Origin of the sequence: Methylogaea oryzae (assembly GCF_019669985.1) — a bacterium.
GTDB lineage: Bacteria > Pseudomonadota > Gammaproteobacteria > Methylococcales > Methylococcaceae > Methylogaea > Methylogaea oryzae.
In genome coordinates this window covers 2,780,917-2,798,557 of record NZ_AP019782.1, presented here as the reverse complement: position 1 = coordinate 2,798,557, position 17,641 = coordinate 2,780,917, and the positions used below count along the sequence as shown (strand labels likewise).

The 17,641-nt window shown below is 63.1% G+C and carries 12 protein-coding genes; 8 read left to right on the top strand and 4 right to left on the bottom strand.

The window, feature by feature from the left end:
* Window positions 1-5: 5 nt before the first annotated feature.
* Both K5607_RS12180 and K5607_RS12175 read left to right on the top strand, forming a co-directional pair.
* The gene (locus K5607_RS12180; protein WP_221047161.1) at window positions 6-4,004 is read left to right on the top strand and encodes a pilus assembly protein; all 3,999 of its coding nucleotides are present in this window, start codon (window positions 6-8) and stop codon (window positions 4,002-4,004) included.
* 18 nt (window positions 4,005-4,022) lie between these two features.
* Window positions 4,023-4,460, top strand: a complete 438-nt coding sequence (locus K5607_RS12175; RefSeq protein WP_221047160.1) for a type IV pilin protein — start codon at window positions 4,023-4,025, stop codon at window positions 4,458-4,460.
* Between the two features lie 26 nt (window positions 4,461-4,486).
* Here K5607_RS12175 and K5607_RS12170 read toward each other — a convergent pair whose 3' ends face one another.
* On the bottom strand, window positions 4,487-5,059 hold the full coding sequence (locus tag K5607_RS12170; protein ID WP_221047159.1) for a DUF1499 domain-containing protein: 573 nt from the start codon (window positions 5,057-5,059) through the stop codon (window positions 4,487-4,489).
* A gap of 82 nt (window positions 5,060-5,141) precedes the next feature.
* On the opposite strand from K5607_RS12170, the gene K5607_RS12165 reads away from it, so the two are divergent.
* Window positions 5,142-6,692 (top strand): OpgD/OpgG family glucan biosynthesis protein, encoded by a 1,551-nt coding sequence (locus K5607_RS12165; protein ID WP_221047158.1) that lies wholly within the window; start codon window positions 5,142-5,144, stop codon window positions 6,690-6,692.
* 282 nt (window positions 6,693-6,974) lie between these two features.
* Here the strand turns inward: K5607_RS12165 and ppa are convergent, their stop codons facing one another.
* Entirely contained in the window at window positions 6,975-7,523 is a 549-nt protein-coding gene (ppa, locus tag K5607_RS12160) for an inorganic diphosphatase (protein WP_054773050.1), read from the bottom strand.
* 162 nt (window positions 7,524-7,685) lie between these two features.
* On the opposite strand from ppa, the gene K5607_RS12155 reads away from it, so the two are divergent.
* Complete coding sequence (locus K5607_RS12155; RefSeq protein ID WP_054773051.1) at window positions 7,686-7,895, top strand: hypothetical protein; 210 nt, start codon at window positions 7,686-7,688, stop codon at window positions 7,893-7,895.
* A gap of 127 nt (window positions 7,896-8,022) precedes the next feature.
* Here the strand turns inward: K5607_RS12155 and K5607_RS12150 are convergent, their stop codons facing one another.
* Together K5607_RS12150 and K5607_RS12145 are read right to left on the bottom strand one after the other, a co-directional pair.
* Window positions 8,023-9,252, bottom strand: coding sequence for a pyrophosphate--fructose-6-phosphate 1-phosphotransferase (locus K5607_RS12150; RefSeq protein WP_054773052.1), 1,230 nt, complete (start codon window positions 9,250-9,252; stop codon window positions 8,023-8,025).
* 164 nt (window positions 9,253-9,416) lie between these two features.
* Window positions 9,417-10,112 (bottom strand): urease accessory protein UreH domain-containing protein, encoded by a 696-nt coding sequence (locus K5607_RS12145; protein ID WP_054773053.1) that lies wholly within the window; start codon window positions 10,110-10,112, stop codon window positions 9,417-9,419.
* A 157-nt stretch (window positions 10,113-10,269) separates the two neighbouring features.
* On the opposite strand from K5607_RS12145, the gene K5607_RS12140 reads away from it, so the two are divergent.
* Genes K5607_RS12140 through K5607_RS12125 form a run of 4 tightly spaced genes read left to right on the top strand, consistent with a single transcriptional unit; the run spans window position 10,270 to window position 17,535 of the window.
* A complete protein-coding gene (locus K5607_RS12140; RefSeq protein WP_246598852.1) occupies window positions 10,270-14,544 on the top strand; it encodes a cobaltochelatase subunit CobN in 4,275 nt (1,424 codons plus the stop codon).
* Between the two features lie 57 nt (window positions 14,545-14,601).
* On the top strand, window positions 14,602-16,497 hold the full coding sequence (locus tag K5607_RS12135; protein ID WP_221047157.1) for a magnesium chelatase subunit D family protein: 1,896 nt from the start codon (window positions 14,602-14,604) through the stop codon (window positions 16,495-16,497).
* Window positions 16,494-16,844, top strand: coding sequence for a DMT family protein (locus tag K5607_RS12130; protein ID WP_054774985.1), 351 nt, complete (start codon window positions 16,494-16,496; stop codon window positions 16,842-16,844). Before K5607_RS12135 ends, K5607_RS12130 begins: the two co-directional genes overlap by 4 nt.
* A gap of 4 nt (window positions 16,845-16,848) precedes the next feature.
* Window positions 16,849-17,535 (top strand): cobalt-precorrin-7 (C(5))-methyltransferase, encoded by a 687-nt coding sequence (locus K5607_RS12125; protein WP_054774984.1) that lies wholly within the window; start codon window positions 16,849-16,851, stop codon window positions 17,533-17,535.
* Window positions 17,536-17,641: the final 106 nt, after the last annotated feature.

Below are 17,641 nucleotides of genomic sequence, written 5' to 3'. Positions count from 1 at the left end.
GCGCGATGACTGACCGCCACGCCCGCATGGACCTGCGCCGGCTATTGATCGGCCTGGGTGCCGGTTGTTTCAGCGCAGTCATTGTCGCCGCGCCCATCACTTTGTCCGACGCGCCGCTATTCCTGAGCATGCCGGTGTCTCCCAACCTGGTGCTGACCCTGGACGACTCACTCAGCATGCCGGCCGCTTCCGTGCCGGATGGCATCGACACCAACCACAACACCAACCGTTTCAAATCCGCTTATTTCAATGGGCTTTATTACGATCCCTCCATCGTTTACACGCCGCCACCAAAATACGACGGCACCGTGTGCACGCTGGATTCCAGCAACCCTTCCAGCTGCTACGCCAATGCGTCGTTTACCGCGGCCCCCATCAACGGTTTCGATACGTCCCGCGGCACCAAAAATTTGAGCACCGACTATCAGGCGACGAGAACCTATTCTCCCCAGAACACGACGCAGACCTTTGCCGGCTCTCCCAGCGGCGCGACCGATCGCAGCTATTACGCATCGACCGGTACGCCGACGCCTACCCACTACCAATACACTTGCAGTGTGTTTTTCGACGACCGCTCCGGTGGCGATCGGCTCGATCTTTCCGGTTGCAGCCGCAATTTGCCCAGCGCCGCCGGCGTTTCTCCGCCGACTTCCGGCACCGGCTCTCCGGCCAACGCCGATGGCGGCACGATCAGCGTGACGAACGCTGGAGCGGCCTATAGTAAGAACTACTCGGTCTCGGGCGTTTCGTCGCTCGCCGGCGGTATAAGAATCTCGGTTCCTGGCAGCCTTTCCGCTGATTCGGTTGTGGCGAATGTCGTCCTGAGCTGGGTGGAAACGTCAAGTGCGGCGACTTATCCGGCTTATTATTACGTTTTCTATACGCAAATCGGGGCTTCCAAGCCCGCCGCTTGTACCGGGGCGACCGCCAACCAGAAAACCGACGACAATTGCTATATCAAGGTGGAGGTCGGTTCCGCTTCCGATATTGCGCCTGGTACGACGGCGCAGAAACAACAGAATTTCGCCAACTGGTATTCCTATTTCCGAACCCGCAATTTGGCAACGGCCGCCGGGGCCATGCAGGCGTTCGCGGGAGCGGACGGCAATATCCGCGTTGCGTGGCAGGGACTGTCCAGTTGCACCAGTTTTGGAACCGCCTGTGCCGGGTGGGACGGCGCCGCCAAGGACAACCGCATTCGCCGGTTGAATGCCACATTGAGCAATGGCAAAACCCACAAGCAAGAGCTCTACGAATGGCTGTCCCGGTTTCCCGTTTCCGGCAGCACTTATTTGCGCAGCGCGGCGGTACGGGCGGGGGGGTATTTTCAAGGGGCGATTACCATTAGCCATCCCTATGCGGATGATCCGCAAATCAGAGACAAGCCGCTCAACCTGGATGGGACGGAAAGGGCTTACGACGCCTGCCGCCGTAATGTCCATCTGATTATGACCGACGGTGGCTGGTGCGGCGAGACGGTGTCGGTTGGCGACACCAACAGCTCGGCGGTCACGCTGCCCGAGGCAAAGCCCATTAACAGCGAGGGAACCGTCAGCAGCACCAGTTGGACGCCAGGCCATCCTTACAGCGACGGCCAAGCGGACAATCTTGCCGACATCGCTTTCAAGTATTGGGTCACCGACCTGCAAAGCTCGCTGACCGACAATGTGTCCGCGGTGGTGAAACAGGCCTTCAGCGACAAGGTGGCGCAATGGGAAAATCCCAGGAACGATCCCGCCACCTGGCAGCATTTGAATACCTACGCCGTGGGATTGGGGTTAGGGGACACTTTGGTGGCGCCCTACGCCGCCTGGGGCGGCAGCACTTTCGCGGGGGATTATTCCAAGCTGGCGTTGGGCACCGACTGCCCATCCTCGACCACCAGCTCGAGTCCCGCGTCGGACTCTTGTTGGCCTTATACCACGACCACGGAAAGTTGCCCGCCGTCGAGCGCATCCCAGCAACGCAAGGTTTACGATTTGTGGCACGCCGCTATCTCCGGCCGGGGGGATTTTTTCAGCGCCGAAAGCGCCGCGGATATCGGTACCGCTTTTCGATCCATCGTCGACCAGGTGTCTTCGGCGACAGCCTCGTCCTCGTCGGTGGCGGCCAACTCCACCAGCATCCAGACCGGCACGCTGTTGTATCAGGCGCGCTTCGATTCCTTGGATTGGCACGGACAGCTATTGGCTTTCACGGTGCAGGGCGACGGCAGCATCGGTCCCCGGCAGTGGGACGCCGCGACGCTGATGCCCGCCCATGCTTCGCGGAGAATCTATACCCACAACGGCAGCGGCGGGCAGGACTTCTCCAGTTGCTCGGTCAATTTGAACGCCAGCCAGAAAACGGCGCTGGATACCGATGCCAACGGCGTTGTCGATAATAAATGCACCGAGCGTCTGCAGTGGCTGCGGGGCGATCACTCGTTGGAAAGCCAGTTTAGCGGCGGTATTTTCCGCACCCGCATCGCGAGCGTGCTGGGCGACATCATCAACTCGGACCCGGCTTTCGTATTGGGCGAGGATTACGGTTATTCCGGTACGAAAGTCACCATGCCGGAAAGGAGCTCCTACGCGACCTTCGTTTCCAGCAAATCGTCCCGCGTGCCGGCGGTGTATGTGGGGGCCAACGACGGCATGCTGCACGCGTTCCGCGCCGATGTGGGCAATGCCAATTCCGGGCGCGAACTGTTCGCCTATGTTCCCGCCGCCGTATACGGCAACCTGAGCAAGCTGACGAATACCGCGTATACGCATAAGTACTATGTGGATGCCCCGCCGCTGGCCGGCGACGCCTACCTGGCGGGCCAATGGAAAACCGTGCTGGTGGGCGGTCTCGGTGCCGGCGGCAAGTCGATTTACGCGCTCGACGTGAGCGCTCCAGACACTTTTAGCGCCGGTAACGTCTTGTGGGAGTACGCGGACGCCGCCGATTTGGGCAACACTTACAGTCAACCGCAAATCGCCCGGTTGCACGACGGGAGTTGGGCGGCCGTTTTCGGCAACGGCTACAACGCCGCTTCGGACAAGGCCTTCCTCTACGTCGTCAGGCTCAGCGACGGCTCGCTCATTGCGAAGATTCCCGCCGGAACCGCCACCAGCAACGGCTTGTCCACGCCGGCGCTGTACGATGCCGATGGCGATAAAGTCACCGATTACGTGTATGTCGGCGACTTGCAGGGCAATCTTTGGAAATTCGATCTTTCTTCGGCCAGCGCCGCCGCCTGGGGGCTCGCCAACGGCGGCAATCCGCTGTTTACGGCAAGAAACTCCAGCGGCCAGGTACAGCCCATTACCGATCAACCCACCCTCGGCGGCCACCCCAGCGGCGGACAGCTCGTTTATTTCGGAACAGGCCGTTACTTAACCAGCAGCGATCCGGCCAATCTCGAGGTGCAGAGCTTTTACGCCATTTGGGACAATGACACGGCTGGAACCGTGGATCGCAGCCAGTTGCAGCAGCAGTCGATCACCGCGGAAACATCGGAGTTCGGTTTCACCCTGCGGGAAGTCAGCAAAAATACCGTGGACTGGAGCGGCGGCAAGCGGGGCTGGTACCTGGATCTGGTGCCGCCGAGCGGCGCGGCCGGCGAGCGAGTGGTTTCCAACGCGCTGCTGAAGCATGACCGCATCATCTTCGTCACGATGATCCCATCTACCGATCCCTGTACGCCGGGAGGCACCAGCTGGCTGATGGAGTTGGACACGCGGACCGGAGGCCAGACAGCGAGCAGCGCTTTCGATTTGAACAACGACAACAAGTACGGCAACTCGGATAAATTGGCCAGCGGCAGCGTAGCCTCCGGCGTAAAATCCACGGTGGGTATTGCGAAGAGCCCCACATGGCTGGGCTCGGGGGCTTCGGGGGCTTCGGGAGCTTCGGGAACGGCGGTGAAAGAGTTGTCCGGAACGACGGGCAACATCATGACCGTCAAAAACGCCGATCCCGCCACCGCCGGTTCGGCTGTGGCGCCCGTGCGGACCTATTGGAAGCAAATCATGTAATTGGAGCGGCGGGACTAGATGAAAGCCGGCAAAAAAGCGCAGGGCGGTTTCACCCTGATCGAATTGATGGTTGTGGTGACCATAATCGTTATTTTGGCGACCATAGCTTTGCCTGGCTATCAGGACTATGTGCGGCGCGCCGCCCGGGCCGAGGCCAAAACGACGCTGTTGGAGGACGCGCAGTTTCTCGAACGCAATTTCACTGAGGCCAATCGCTACGATAAGGACGCCGCGGGAGCGGCCATCGCTTTGCCGATCACCCAGTCGCCTCGTACGGGCACGGCCAAGTACACCATTACCGCCGTGGCAACGGCGACCACGTACGCGCTTACCGCGGCGCCCGTTTCCGGCGGCACCATGGCAGGCGACGCTTGCGGTGCGTTTACGCTCAATCAGCTGGGGCAGAAAGGCCTTTCAGGGGCGTCGCAGAGCATGGACGCCTGCTGGAATAAATAGGCCGAGTTTCTTCGGCCCCCTTGGTTTTATAGCCGCTTGGCGAGTTCTTCCTGGAAGCGGCGAATGCGGCGGGCATTGGTGCCGAAGTCGCCTTTTCCGACTCGCGAGCGGGAGCGCACGTTGACTTCCACGCTTGCGCCATCGCGGCGCAGCGTGATGGTGACATCGTCCCGGAAACGCAGCAGGGCGGTGGTGGCGACCGCACGGATTTCTCCTTGTTCACGATCTTGGGCGGAAATATCCAAGCGCAATGCCCCGGCCGCCGCCAAGGCCGCATTAAAAACCCGATCATAGGGCTGGGCGAAGCGCTGCGGGTGGATGTCGGGGTATTGCGGCGTTTCGCCGGTTTTTACGTCATTGATCATTGGCCATAAGGCGGTAGCCGCCACTCCCAAGACGATGGCGAATGCGGCCAGCAACAGGTTTATGCCGCCCAGGGTATTGAGGCGCATGGTTGTTTTTCCTTGAATCGGCGACAGGGAAGGTCGGTGCAAGTTTAATCCGTCGCACCCGGCGATCCCAATATAACCGAGGATGGTTTTGGTCTGCGGGATGATTGCCGCGCGGACGGCCGGTTCACGGCTATATTTAATAGCCAAGGGATACCCTGGATATTGCGTTCCCTGCCCGTCGGCTCAGGACGGGCTATCAGCCTTTCAATCATCAGTGAGGATGAAGTGTATGGGTGTTACGCGTCGAGAATTGCTGTATCGGATGGCGGCTTTGGCGGCGTGGGGCGCGGCAGCGCCTTTGATGCCGGGACGTGCCGAGGCCGTTGGGCAGGGCGAGGGAGAGCCGTTTAGCAAGGACTGGCTGCTGGATCGGGCGCAAAAGCTGGCGCGGGCGCCCTATGCGCCGCCTAGCGAGCGATTGCCCGCCTGGCTTGAGCATATCGATTGGGATGCGTACCAGTCGATCAAATTCCGAGCCGATCAGGCTTTGTGGCTTGACGAAGACTTGGCGTTCCAGGTCCGTATGTTTCATTTGGGACTGTATTACCGCAAGCCGGTGGTTTTGCACGAGGTGGTGGACGGCCGCTCTTATCCCATCGAATATTCGCGGGACTTGTTCGAGTTCGGCCCGAAAGTGAAGCCTTCCCGCACCCACGATTTGGGTTTTGCCGGATTCCGCGTGGCGGTCAAGGACGATTTCGAAAGGGATATGTTCGCTTTTCTCGGGGCCAGTTATTTTCGCGCCGTAGGCAAGACCATGCAGTACGGTTTGTCGGCCCGGGGGCTGGCGGTAAATGCCGGCAAGGAAACGCCCGAGGAGTTTCCCGATTTTCGCGCGTTTTGGTTGGAACGGCCGGCGGCCGATTCCTATACCATGGTGATTCACGCGCTGTTGGATAGCCCCAGTATCGCCGGAGCCTACAGTTTTGCCGTGACTCCCGGCGAGCCCACCGTGATGCAGGTGGAATCCCATTTATTCCCCCGCATCGCCGTCGAACGACTGGGGATAGCCCCCATGACGTCCATGTTTCTCAATGGCGAAAACGATCGTCGGGTGGCGGACGATTTCCGTCCGGAGATTCACGACTGCGACGGTCTGGCCATGCGCCGCGGCTCAGGCGAATGGATTTGGCGCCCCTTGCGCAATCCGTCCGGCGTGCTTTTCAATGCCTATGCCGATGACAATCCGCGCGGTTTCGGCTTGTTGCAACGGGATCGGGTGTTCGACCATTACCAGGACGACGGCGCTTATTACGATAAACGCCCGTCCCTGTGGATCGAGCCTGTGGGGGATTGGGGTAAAGGCGAGGTGATTTTGGTGGAAATTCCCGCCAAGGATGAGACTTTCGACAACGTCGTGGCTTTTTGGCACCCAGCCGAGCCGGTATTGCCGGGCCAGCATTTGTCTTTTTCCTACCGCATGTATTGGGGCAACGAACCGCCGGCGCATTCCAACAACGGCGAGGTAGTGGCGACCCGTATCGGCTTGGGCGGGGTACCCGGCGACAAGCTGACGGTCGTAAAACGGAAGTTCGTGATTGATTTCCGCGGCGGACGTTTGGCCGAATTGGGTTGGAAGGATAGGGTGGAGCCGGTGATCAGTGCTTCGGAAGGGCGGATAGAAGCGCCGGCGGCGCGGCCGTTCAAGGAAATCGGCGGCTGGCGCTGTAATTTCGACTTGGTTCCCGGGGCGGCCGAGAAGGTGAATTTGCGCGTCTATTTGCGCGACGAGCAAGGGGCGGCGGTCAGCGAGACTTGGCTTTATCAATGGTCTCCGTAAGCCTCGGGCCGTCGATGGGGGTGCTCCGGTTCCGTCAAGTTATCCACTGTCAAGACTTGACATGAAAAAAGCTTGCGACGGATGGCGGGGCCTGGCCGGGCGAGTGTGCGCTCTGGTGCAATATTTGCAAAAGACGCGTAATAACAATGTGTTACGCGTTTTTTATGGCTGAGCGCAATAGATGGAAACTTTTTAGCCAATCCAACGCCAAGTCGCTAATCACCGGTAGCGGCTTGGCGTTTCCACAGAGTTATCCACAGTGTTTTCCACCGAAACTGTGGATTACCCCTGGGCTTGGCTTTTCGACGCCTGATAGCGGGCGACGCTATCGACGATTTCCCGTTTGGCGTCTTCCGGGCCGTGCCAGCCGTCGAGCTTGACCCATTTGTCTTCTTCCAAATCCTTGTAGTGCTCGAAGAAGTGGGCGATTTGCTTGAGTGTCGGCTCGGGCACGTCTTTGTAGGAATTTACCTTCGTATAGAGCGTGGAAAGGCTTTCCACTGGCACGGCCAGTATCTTGGCGTCGCTACCGGATTCGTCGGACATTCTCAGCAGGCCGATGGGGCGGCAGCGCACCACAACGCCGGTAATCAGCCGCGACGGGGCTATCACCAACACGTCCGCCGGGTCGCCGTCCTCGGACAGGGTCTGAGGAATATAGCCGTAGTTGCAGGGGTATTGCATGGCTGTGCCCATGAAGCGGTCCACGAACATGGCGCCGGTGGTCTTGTCCACTTCGTATTTGACCGGATCGCTGTAGGCGGGAATTTCGATGACTACGTGGATGTCGTGCGGAACATCGCGGCCGGTGCTGATTTGCATCAGTGACATGCGGTAAAGCTCTCTCTGGTTGGGGAAACCGAGCGTTATCTTAGCTTGTTCTGGCAGGCGAAGCTTTGCGGTTTTGTGACGCGCATGCTGAAAATCCCTCCAGTCGCGCCGCTTGTGGCCGCTATACTAAATGTAAGTTCCATACGGCGGTAGGAGGATGTCATGAACGTTTCCAGTGTTGGCGGCGCAAGCATGGCTGCCATGTTGAGCAGCGTTAATTTGGATCAGCAACAGGGGTATGCCGTAGCGAACAAGGTGCAGGAACAGATGAAGCTGGAAGGTCAGCAGGTTTTGCAGCTGATCGATTCCGCCAGCCAATCGTCTGCGGCAAGCGGTGGCGGGGTAGGCAAAACAGTGGATGTGATGGCCTGAAACGCCGAAGCAGCCTGGCCGCGGCATATAAAAAAGCCCGCTCGGTGGGAAACCGGGCGGGCTTTTTCTTGCGCGGGGATGCCGCGCCGGGGGCGGGAAGCGCCGGTCTTAGGCGCTTCCCTGTTCCTTAGTGGCTGACAGTTACCTTGCCGCCTTTGGCTTGGCCGATAGCTTTCAGCATGTCGTTGAACCAGGCGCTGTCGATGTCGAACGGCTTGCCGCCCTTGATGCGCGGGAACTCGATGGCGCGCAGCACGTTGTTCTGGTCCTCGTCGTGGCCGATCACGCCGGCCTCGCGGCGCAGGGCGCATTCCACCGCCAAGTCGGCGCAGGACTTGATGAGGCGGATGTCTTCGGCGTTGGCGGCGGAAGCGCGGGCGAAATAGCCGGACTTCTGCACCAGGGTTTTTTCCGCGCCGACCATCTGCGAGAACTGCTCGCCGAACCACTTGCCCGGGTTGACGGCGTCCAGCTTGATGTGGCCGAACGCGTCGCGCGGCACTTCCTGGCCCTTGGCCTGCATTTCCGCCACGATGGCTTCCACGCCGGCGCCTTCGGATACGAAGATGTTGACGCAGTCCACGGTGTCCATCACTGCGCGCAGGCGCTTGGCTTCGGCGGCCAGGTCGATTTCCATTTCCGGCACGAACACGGCGTGCACTTCATAGGATTCGCGCGACAGGCCCAGCTCCGGCAGCCATTCCATGCGGTCCAGCAGTTTGCGGTATTCCTGGGCGGTGGCGGCGGTCAGCCAGCCGCAGTTGCGGCCCATCACTTCGTGCACGATTAGCATGCGCGGGTTGGCGTTGTTTTCCGCCACCACGTTGCGGAAGTAGCGCGCGCCCTGTTCGGCGGCGGTCCAGGCGCCCAGGGACTGCTTGATGGGGAACACGTCGTTGTCGACGGTTTTCGGCAGGCCGATCACGGTCAGGCCGTAGTTGTTCTTCGCCAGGAAGGCGGCCAGATCGGCGGCCGCGGTGTTGGTGTCGTCGCCGCCGACGGTGTGCAGCACGTCCACGCCGTCCTTCACCAGCTGGTCGGCGGCCACTTTCTGCGGATCTTCCCCTTCCTTCACCAGGCCGCGCTTGACGCAATCCTTGACGTTGGTCAGCTTGACGCGGCTGTTGCCGATGACGGAGCCGCCGAACTGTTGCAGCAAACCGGCCTTGGCGCGCACTTCCGGGGTGACCTTGTAGGAGTCGCCCGCGAGCAGGCCTTTGTAACCGCCGCGGTAGCAGATGATTTCGATGCTGGGATCGATTTCCGTATAGCGTTCGATCAGGCTGCCGATGGCGGAGTTGAGGCAGGGGGCCAGGCCACCGGCCGTGAGGATTGCGACTTTCTTGGGCTTGCTCATGGGAGAACCAGAAGTGTTAGGGTTAAACAAAGGGGGCGGCCAACGCCGCGCAACGGGGTGCGCATGTCGCCGCCAGCCTGCGGTCGGCTTTTCGGCGAAACCGCGTTAAGCCCGCTAGATTAACGGAAAACGCCGGCGCTTGCCACGGCCGCCGGAGCGCGCATTTAAACCAGCAAGCCGCCCGCCCAGCCGATTTCGTACATCATCCAGCCGCCCACGCCCATGCTGGTAAGCCCGACCGCCCGCTGCAGGCCCAGGAACGCCCGGTTCCACCGCGCTGAATACTTGATGGGCAGGCTGATGGCGGCGGCCAGTAGCAGCATGCCCAACGTGGAGCCGATGCCGAACAGCACGATGTAGAACAAGCCTTGCAGCGGCGAGCGCACGGTTTCCACGGTGAGCATGACCAGGGCGGCGGAGCCGGCCATGCCGTGCATCATGCCCACCAGCAAGGCGCGCGGCGGCAGCGGACGATGGTGATGATGGTGGTGGTGATGCGGCAGGCTCGGGCCGCGCACCGCATGGATGTGGCTATGGCCGTCGTGGCTGTGCGGCACGATTTTCAATTGAACGCGGCGCGCCCGGCGCAGCACGTCCGCGCCCAGCACCACCTGCAGGATGCCGACGCAGAATTCCAGCCACTGGCTGACTTGATCCGGGATGGTGGCGTCCAGTACCAGGATGGCGCCGCCGAAGGCGAACAGGGTCAGGGTGTGGCCCAGTCCCCACAGTGCGCCGTGCCGGGCCGTTTCGCGGGTGGAGGTCTTATCGGATACCAGGGCCGCCACCGCCGCCACGTGATCCGCTTCCAGGGCGTGGCGCATGCCGATGATGAAACCGAGGAGTAGCAAACTGGTCATTCGTATCGTTCCCGCGTGGTAAATCCCGGCGATGGCCGGCCCGCTCGATAAGGCGGGCCTGGATGAAAGCAGGCCATAGCTTATAGAATAGCCGGGCATTTTCCAGTACTGGCCGCTCGGGCCAGCCTACCGCCGCAAGTTCCAAGGAACCTTCCCCGTGAGCCCAGCCCTCGGCCATCCGCCCGGCATCGCCCTGTTGACCCATGCCGACAGCGATTTGATCGCCTTGCGCCGGGCGGTGGACACCCTGCCGGCGGATTTCCCCCTTGTTTCCGGTCACAGCCTGCAAAGCCTGGCGGCGCAGGGGCAAGTGGCTGATTTGCTGGACGGCGACTTGCGCGATGCCGGCGTCATCGTGCTGCGCCTGCTGGGCAAGCTGGGCGCGGTGCCGGGCCTCACCGAGCTGGTGAAAGCGGCGGTGGGGCAGGGGCGTTCCGTGCTGGCCCTGAGCGGCGCCGGCGACATGAACCCGGAACTGGCCGGCATTTCCAGCGTGCCGGCAGGGCTGTTGCACGAGACGCTGGCCTATTTCCAGCACGGCGGCGTGCCGAACCTGGCCCAGGGCCTGCGCTTTCTGGCCGACCATCTGTTGTTGACCGGCTACGGCTACGAACCGCCCCAGGCCATGCCGGAGCACGGCATCTACCATCCGGAACTGCCCAACGGCGCCGGTTTGCAAGAGTGGCACGACTACTACGGCCAGCGCCCCGCCATCGGCATCCTGTTCTACCGCGCCCACTGGCTGAGCGGCAACACGGCATTCGTCGATGCGCTGGTCGAGGCTCTGGAGGAACAGGGGTACGCCGCCTTGCCGGTATACACCGCTTCCCTGCGCAGCCTGGACGAAAGCGGCCGGCCGCTGGCGTTAGAGTTCTTCAGGGATTTTTCGGGTTCCCTCTCCCTGAGGGAGAGGGCTAGGGTGAGGGGTGAAAATGTCGGCGCAGCCGCTCCTTTTAATCCCCTTAATCCCCCTCACCCCAACCCTCTCCCGCAGGGAGAGGGGGCCGGAAGCGCTGCGCTTGAAGGTCATAGCGTTGCCATCGTTGACGCTTTGATCAACACCACCGCCTTCGCCATGGGCGAAGTCGCCACCGACGGCCCCACGCCCGGCGGCTGGTCGGTGGCGGCCCTCAGCGATCTGGACGTGCCCATGGTGCAAGCTGTGCCCAGCGCCATGACGGAAAGCGAATGGCGCGAGTCCAGCCGCGGTCTCAATCCCCTGGACACCGCCATGAACGTGGTGCTGCCGGAATTCGACGGCCGGGTGATCGGCGTGCCGGTTTCCTTCAAGGCCAAGCGCGAATCCGGCGGCATCGAGCTGGTGGAATACCAGCCCTTGCCGGACCGCGCCCGCCGCGCCGCCGGCATCGCCGTGCGCCTGGCCCGTCTGCGCCAGCTGCCCAACCGCGACAAGCGCATCGCTTTCGTGCTGACCAATTCCGGTGCCAAAGCGGATCAAGTGGGCAATGCCGTCGGCCTGGACGCGCCGGCATCCCTGCTGACCCTGCTGCGAGCTATGCAAGCCGCCGGTTACGGCATGACCGGATTCCCCGACGACAGCGACGCCATCATCCACGCCCTGCTGGACCGCTGCAGCTATGACGAAAGCTATCTGACCCAGGCCCAGTGCGACAACGCCGTGGGTACGGTGAGCCGCGATGACTACGCCCGCTGGTTCGCCGAACTGCCGCCAGCCTTGCAGGACAAAATGGCCGCCCAGTGGGGCGCAGCACCGGGCGAGGCCTATGTGCACAACGGTCAGCTGATTTTCGCCGGCCTGCAATACGGCAACGCCCTGGTGGCCCTGCAACCGCCGCGCGGCTACGGCATGGACCCGGACGCCATCTACCACCAGCCGGATTTGCCGCCCACCCATCACTACCACGCTTTCTACCGCTGGTTGCGCGACGGCTGGCAGGCGGACGCCATCGTCCACGTCGGCAAGCACGGCACCCTGGAATGGCTGCCGGGCAAAGGCGTGGGCCTGTCGGAAGAGTGCTTCCCCGACGCCCTGCTGGGCGATATGCCGCTGTTCTATCCCTTCATCGTCAACGACCCCGGCGAAGGCGCCCAGGCCAAGCGCCGCGCCCACGCCGTGGTGGTGGACCACCTGACGCCGCCCATGACCAGCGCCGACACCTACGGCCCGCTGGCGAAATTAGAGCGCTTGGTGGACGAGTATTACCAGCTGGAACTGCTCGACCCCAGCAAGCTGCCGCTGCTGCGCGAACAAGTGTGGGAACTGGTGCACGACGCCAACCTGGAAACCGATTTGGCGGCTATCCTGGCCCACGAGCACGAGCACGAGCACGAGCACGAGCACGAGCACGAGCACGAGCACGAGCACGAGCACGAGCACGAGCACGAGCACGAGCACGAGCACGACCATGACCATGACCATGACCATGACCATGACCATGACCATGACCATGACCATGACCATGACCATGACCACCACGGCGGCCTGGAGGACATGGACGGCGTGGCCTTCGCCCACCTCATCGAGCACCTGGACGGCTATTTGTGCGAAATCGGCGCTGCGCAGATCCGCGGCGGTTTGCACCGCTACGGCGAGGCTCCCGAGGGCGAGGCCCTGGTGGACATGCTCTGCGCTTTGACGCGCTTGCCCAATCAACACATCCCGGCCTTGCCGGACGCCTTGGCCGAACATTTCGGCCTGGACATGGCGCAGTTGCTGGAAGACAAGGGCAAGCGGCTGGACACGGCCCCCGAAGCCTTACAGGCTCTGGCCGGCCGTCCGCTGGTGACGCGGGCGGATGCACTGGAGGCCTTGGCGGAGGTTGGACGTAGTTTGTTCGCCGAGTTGGCGGAGTGCGGCTTCGATCCCGGCCAAGCCGCTGTTGTTATTGAGCGTGTCGTTGTTATGTCCGCACTTTCCGGCTCCCTCTCCCTTAAGGAGAGGGTTGGGGGGAGGGAGGATGATAGGCCACGGCCATTAATCCCCCTCACCCTGTCCCTCTCCCAGGAGGAGAGGGAACCTAAACCCGCAGTTTCTGGGCAAGATAACCAGGAAGGGGGCGTGACCGACGCCATCGCCCAAGTCCTTACTTTCGCCTGTCGCGAACTGGTGCCCAATCTGGCCCGCACCCAGGAAGAAATCGATAACCTGCTGCACGGCCTAAACGGCGGTTACGTCCCCGCCGGCCCCAGCGGTTCGCCCACCCGCGGCATGGCCCACATCCTGCCCACCGGCCGCAACTTTTATTCCGTGGACCCGCGCGCCCTGCCGTCGCCTTCCGCTTGGCGGGTGGGGCAGCAACTGGCTGATGAAGTGATCCGCCGCCACCAAAAAGAGACCGGCCGCAGCCCGGAAAGCGTGGCGCTGACCGTATGGGGCACCAGCGCTATGCGCACCCACGGCGACGACGTCGCCGAAGTGCTGGCGCTGCTGGGCGTCAAACCCGTATGGCAGCAGGAAAGCGGCCGGCTGAGCGGCGTCGAGGCTATTCCGCTGGAGCAACTGGGCCGGCCGCGCATCGACGTCACCGTGCGCATCAGCGGCTTCTTCCGCGACGCTTTCCCGCAACTGGTCGAGTTGGTCGACAAGGCCGTGGCCCAGGTCATCGCCCTGGACGAGGCGCCGGAACACAACTACCCGCGCAAGCACTACCTGGAAGAACTGGCCGAATCCTTGGCCCAGGGCGAGGTCCCGGAAAGCGCCGAACGCCGCGCCCGCTACCGCGTCTTCGGCGCCAAGCCCGGCAGCTACGGCGCCGGCATCCTGCCGCTGATCCAGGAAAAGAACTGGCAGGACTCCGCCGACTTCGCCGAAGCCTACGTCAACTGGGGCGGCTACGCCTACGGCGAAAACGTTGCCGGTATCGACGCCCGCAGCGACTTCCGCCGCCGCCTGGGCCAAGTGGAAGTGGCCCTGCACAACCAGGACAACCGCGAGCACGACATTTTCGACTCGGATGACTACCTGCAATTCCACGGCGGCATGATCGCCGCCATCCGCGACATCGCCGGCCGCCAGCCGCGCCGCTACTTCGGCGACAGCCACGACCCGCGCCGCGCCGTGGTGCGCGACCTGAAGGAAGAAGCCCTGCGGGTGTTCCGCTCGCGGGTGGTCAACCCCAAATGGCTGGACGGCATCCGCCGCCACGGCTACAAAGGCGGCCTGGAGCTGGCCGCCACCGTGGACTATTTATTCGGCTACGACGCCACCGCCGGTATCATGGAAGACTGGATGTACCAGCAGACCGCCGAGCACTACGTGTTCGATGAAACCACCCGTGCTTTCCTGCAGGAGAGCAACCCCTGGGCGCTGAAAGCCATGGCCGAGCGCCTGCTGGAAGCGGCGGAGCGGGGCATGTGGAAAGAACCATCGGAACAGACGCTGGCCCAGTTGCGGCAGTTGTATTTGCAGGGGGAGGCGGAGTTGGAGAGTAGGGGGGAAGGCAAGCCGTGACAAAGCCCATGCAAAATGCTTTCACTAGGCGATGCATAGGAAGGGGTGTGTGACGATATGAGCCCGACCTACCCCTTCAGCGCCATCGTCGGCCAGGATAGCCTGAAGACCGCTTTGCTGTTGTGCGCGGTGAATCCGGCCATCGGCGGCGTGCTGATTCGCGGCGACAAAGGCGTGGCGAAGAGCACGGCGGCGCGCGGGCTGGTGGAGTTGTTGCCGGCCATCGCCACGGTGCAGGGCTGCCATTTCAACTGCCCGCCGGGGGAGCCGGCGGCGGCTTGCGACCATTGCCGCGACCTCAAGGCCAAGGCGGTGGAAAAACCCGTGCCTTTCGTCAACCTGCCCCTGGGCGCCACCGAGGATCGGGTGCTGGGCAGCCTGGATTTCGAGCGCGCCTTGAAGGAAGGCCGCCGCACCTTCCAGCCGGGATTGCTGGCCGCCGCCCACCGGGGCCTGCTGTACATCGATGAGGTGAACCTGCTGGGCGACCACCTGGTGGACGTGCTGCTGGACGTGGCCGCCATGGGCGTCAACACCGTGCAGCGGGAAGGGCTGGCCATCAGCCATCCGGCACGCATCACCCTGATCGGCACCATGAATCCCGAGGAAGGCGAGCTGCGCCCGCAATTGCTGGACCGCTTCGGCCTGATGGTGGACGTGGCTGCACCCAAGGAGCCGGCGGTGCGAGCCGAGGTGGTGCGGCGGCGCATCGCATTCGAGGGGGACGCGACGGTATTCCGCGACGGCTGGGAGACCGCCCAGGCGGAGTTGCGTCGGCGCTTGATCGCGGCGCAAGCCCTGCTGCCGCATGTGACTTTGTCCAATGAACTGGTGGAACTGATCAGCGCCATTTGCTGCGAATTCGAAGTCGCCAGCCTGCGCGCCGACCTGGTCATGCACCGCACCGCCCGCACCCTGGCGGCGCTGGACGGCCGGGCGGAAACCACGGTGGAAGACGTGCGCCGCGCCGCCGAACTGGCCCTGCCGCACCGCCGCCGCCGCACGCCCTTCGACGAGCCCAGCCTGGACACCCAGCGTCTGGACCAGATGCTGGAGGATCGTCAGCAGGAAGCGTCGACGTCCGAATCCGACAGCGACACCGCGCCGCCCCAGGACAGCGAAGGGGAAGAGGGTGACACCGGCGGCAGTCAGGTGTTCGGCATCGCCCAGCAGGAAGCGCCCAGCCTGCGAATGAAACAAGCCCAGTCGAACGCTCTGGAAGGCCGCCGAAGCTCGGCGGCCCACACCCTGCGCGGCGGCCAGGTGCGCAGCGTGCCCAGCGAGAATCCCAAGAGCCTGGCGGTGGCCGCCACTTTGCAGCACAGCGTCATCCGCACCGGCGGCAAGCTGGAGGTGACCCGCGCCGACCTGCACGAGAAAGTCGTCGCCGGCCGGGTCGGCAACTTCATTTTGTTCGTGGTGGACGCTTCCGGCTCCATGGCTGCGCGGCGGCGCATGGAGCTGGTGAAGGGCGCGGTGATGGCCTTGCTGGGCGACGCCTACGTGCAGCGCGACACGGTGGGCGTCATCGCTTTCCGCGGCGCCCTGGCGGAACTGCTGCTGCCCCCCACCCGCAGCGTGGAACAGGCCGAGCGCTGCCTGCGGGAACTGCCCAGCGGCGGCCGCACGCCCTTGCCCCACGCCCTGGCCCTGGCCGAGCGCACCTTGGTGCAAAACAAGGACGAGCGCACGCCGCTGCTGGTGCTGTTGAGTGACGGCCGCGCCAACGTCGCCATGGGGCATGGCGATGCCTGGGACGAGTCCCTGGCGGCGGCCAAGAAACTGGCCCAGCGCGGCGTGCCCGCCCTGGTGGTGGACACAGAAACCGGGCTGCCGCGGCTGGGTCGGGCGCGGGTCTTGGCGGAAGCCCTGGGTGCGCCGTGGCTGGGCTTGGATGGCCTGTCCACCCAGAGCTTGTTGTTGGCCATTCGTAATGCGGGTAAACCGGCATGAAGCCCATCGTCATCTCCATCGCCCTGCTGCTATGCAGCAACGTGTTCATGACCTTCGCCTGGTACGCCCACCTCAAGGAGCTCAACGGCAAGCCCTGGATCGTCGCCGCCTTCGTCAGCTGGGGCATCGCCCTGTTCGAATACCTGCTGCAGGTGCCGGCCAACCGCATCGGCTACACGGCGCTGAGCGTCGGCCAGCTGAAGATCGTGCAGGAAGTGATCACCCTCAGCGTGTTCGTGCCGTTTTCCGTGATGTACCTAAAAGAGCCGTTGAAGCTCGATTATCTCTGGGCGGGGCTGTGTCTGGTCGGCGCCGTGTTTTTCATGTTCCGCAGCAAATTCGTGTAAAGCAATGATCGTATGCATAGGCGCCGGTCCCGGCGATTTGGGCTATCTCACCCGCCGCGGCGGGGAACTGGTGCAGCAGGCCGACGTGGTGGCCGGTTTCGACGCGGTGGTGGATTTGGTGCGGCCGCTGATCCGCGCCGATGCCGAAGTCATCACCATGGGCTACAAGGACCAGACCGCCAAGCTGGCGGACGTGGCGGTCCATCATCACGCCGGCAAGCGCTGCGTGGTGGTGTTCATGGGCGACATCCATTTCAGCGGCTTTCAATATTTGGAGCGGGTGGAAGCGGCCTGCGGTCACCCGGTGGAAACCCTGCCGGGCATCTCCTCGGCCCAGGTGCTGGCTTCGCGCGGCAAGGTCTGTTTCGACGAAACCACTTTCGTTACTTTCCACCGGCGCGGCGATCTGGCGCCGTTCCAGCGCCATTTGGTGCACGTGCTGCAGGACGGCCGCAACGCCATCGTCATTCCCCGTCCCTGGGACTTCATGCCCAAGGACGTGGCCGCCTATTTGCTGGCCCAGGGCGTGAATCCTGCCCACGAGGTGGAAGTGTGGGAACGGCTGACCACCGCCGAGGCCACTTGGCGCGGCACGCTGGCGGAATGCACGGCGGAGTTCAGCGATATGAGCATCCTGCTGATCCGTAGCCTAGTCCCCATGCCCAGCCAGTTGGACGATTTGCCGCGATGAAGCAGGCCCATATGCCGTGTACCCCTGGGAGCGCGGGCATCCTGCCCGCCCGTCTCCCGGCGTCAAACCAAGCGGGCAGGATGCCCGCGCTCCCAGGGTGAGCCGG

Excerpts from the sequence above, each read along its gene's own strand:
- K5607_RS12180 (WP_221047161.1), top strand. The coding sequence starts at position 6 with ATGACTGACCGCCACGCCCGCATGGACCTGCGCCGGCTATTGATCGGC.
- K5607_RS12175 (WP_221047160.1), top strand. The coding sequence starts at position 4,023 with ATGAAAGCCGGCAAAAAAGCGCAGGGCGGTTTCACCCTGATCGAATTG.
- K5607_RS12165 (WP_221047158.1), top strand. The coding sequence starts at position 5,142 with ATGGGTGTTACGCGTCGAGAATTGCTGTATCGGATGGCGGCTTTGGCG.
- ppa (WP_054773050.1), bottom strand. The coding sequence starts at position 7,523 with ATGTCACTGATGCAAATCAGCACCGGCCGCGATGTTCCGCACGACATC.
- K5607_RS12155 (WP_054773051.1), top strand. The coding sequence starts at position 7,686 with ATGAACGTTTCCAGTGTTGGCGGCGCAAGCATGGCTGCCATGTTGAGC.
- K5607_RS12150 (WP_054773052.1), bottom strand. The coding sequence starts at position 9,252 with ATGAGCAAGCCCAAGAAAGTCGCAATCCTCACGGCCGGTGGCCTGGCC.
- K5607_RS12145 (WP_054773053.1), bottom strand. The coding sequence starts at position 10,112 with ATGACCAGTTTGCTACTCCTCGGTTTCATCATCGGCATGCGCCACGCC.
- K5607_RS12135 (WP_221047157.1), top strand. The coding sequence starts at position 14,602 with ATGAGCCCGACCTACCCCTTCAGCGCCATCGTCGGCCAGGATAGCCTG.
- K5607_RS12130 (WP_054774985.1), top strand. The coding sequence starts at position 16,494 with ATGAAGCCCATCGTCATCTCCATCGCCCTGCTGCTATGCAGCAACGTG.
- K5607_RS12125 (WP_054774984.1), top strand. The coding sequence starts at position 16,849 with ATGATCGTATGCATAGGCGCCGGTCCCGGCGATTTGGGCTATCTCACC.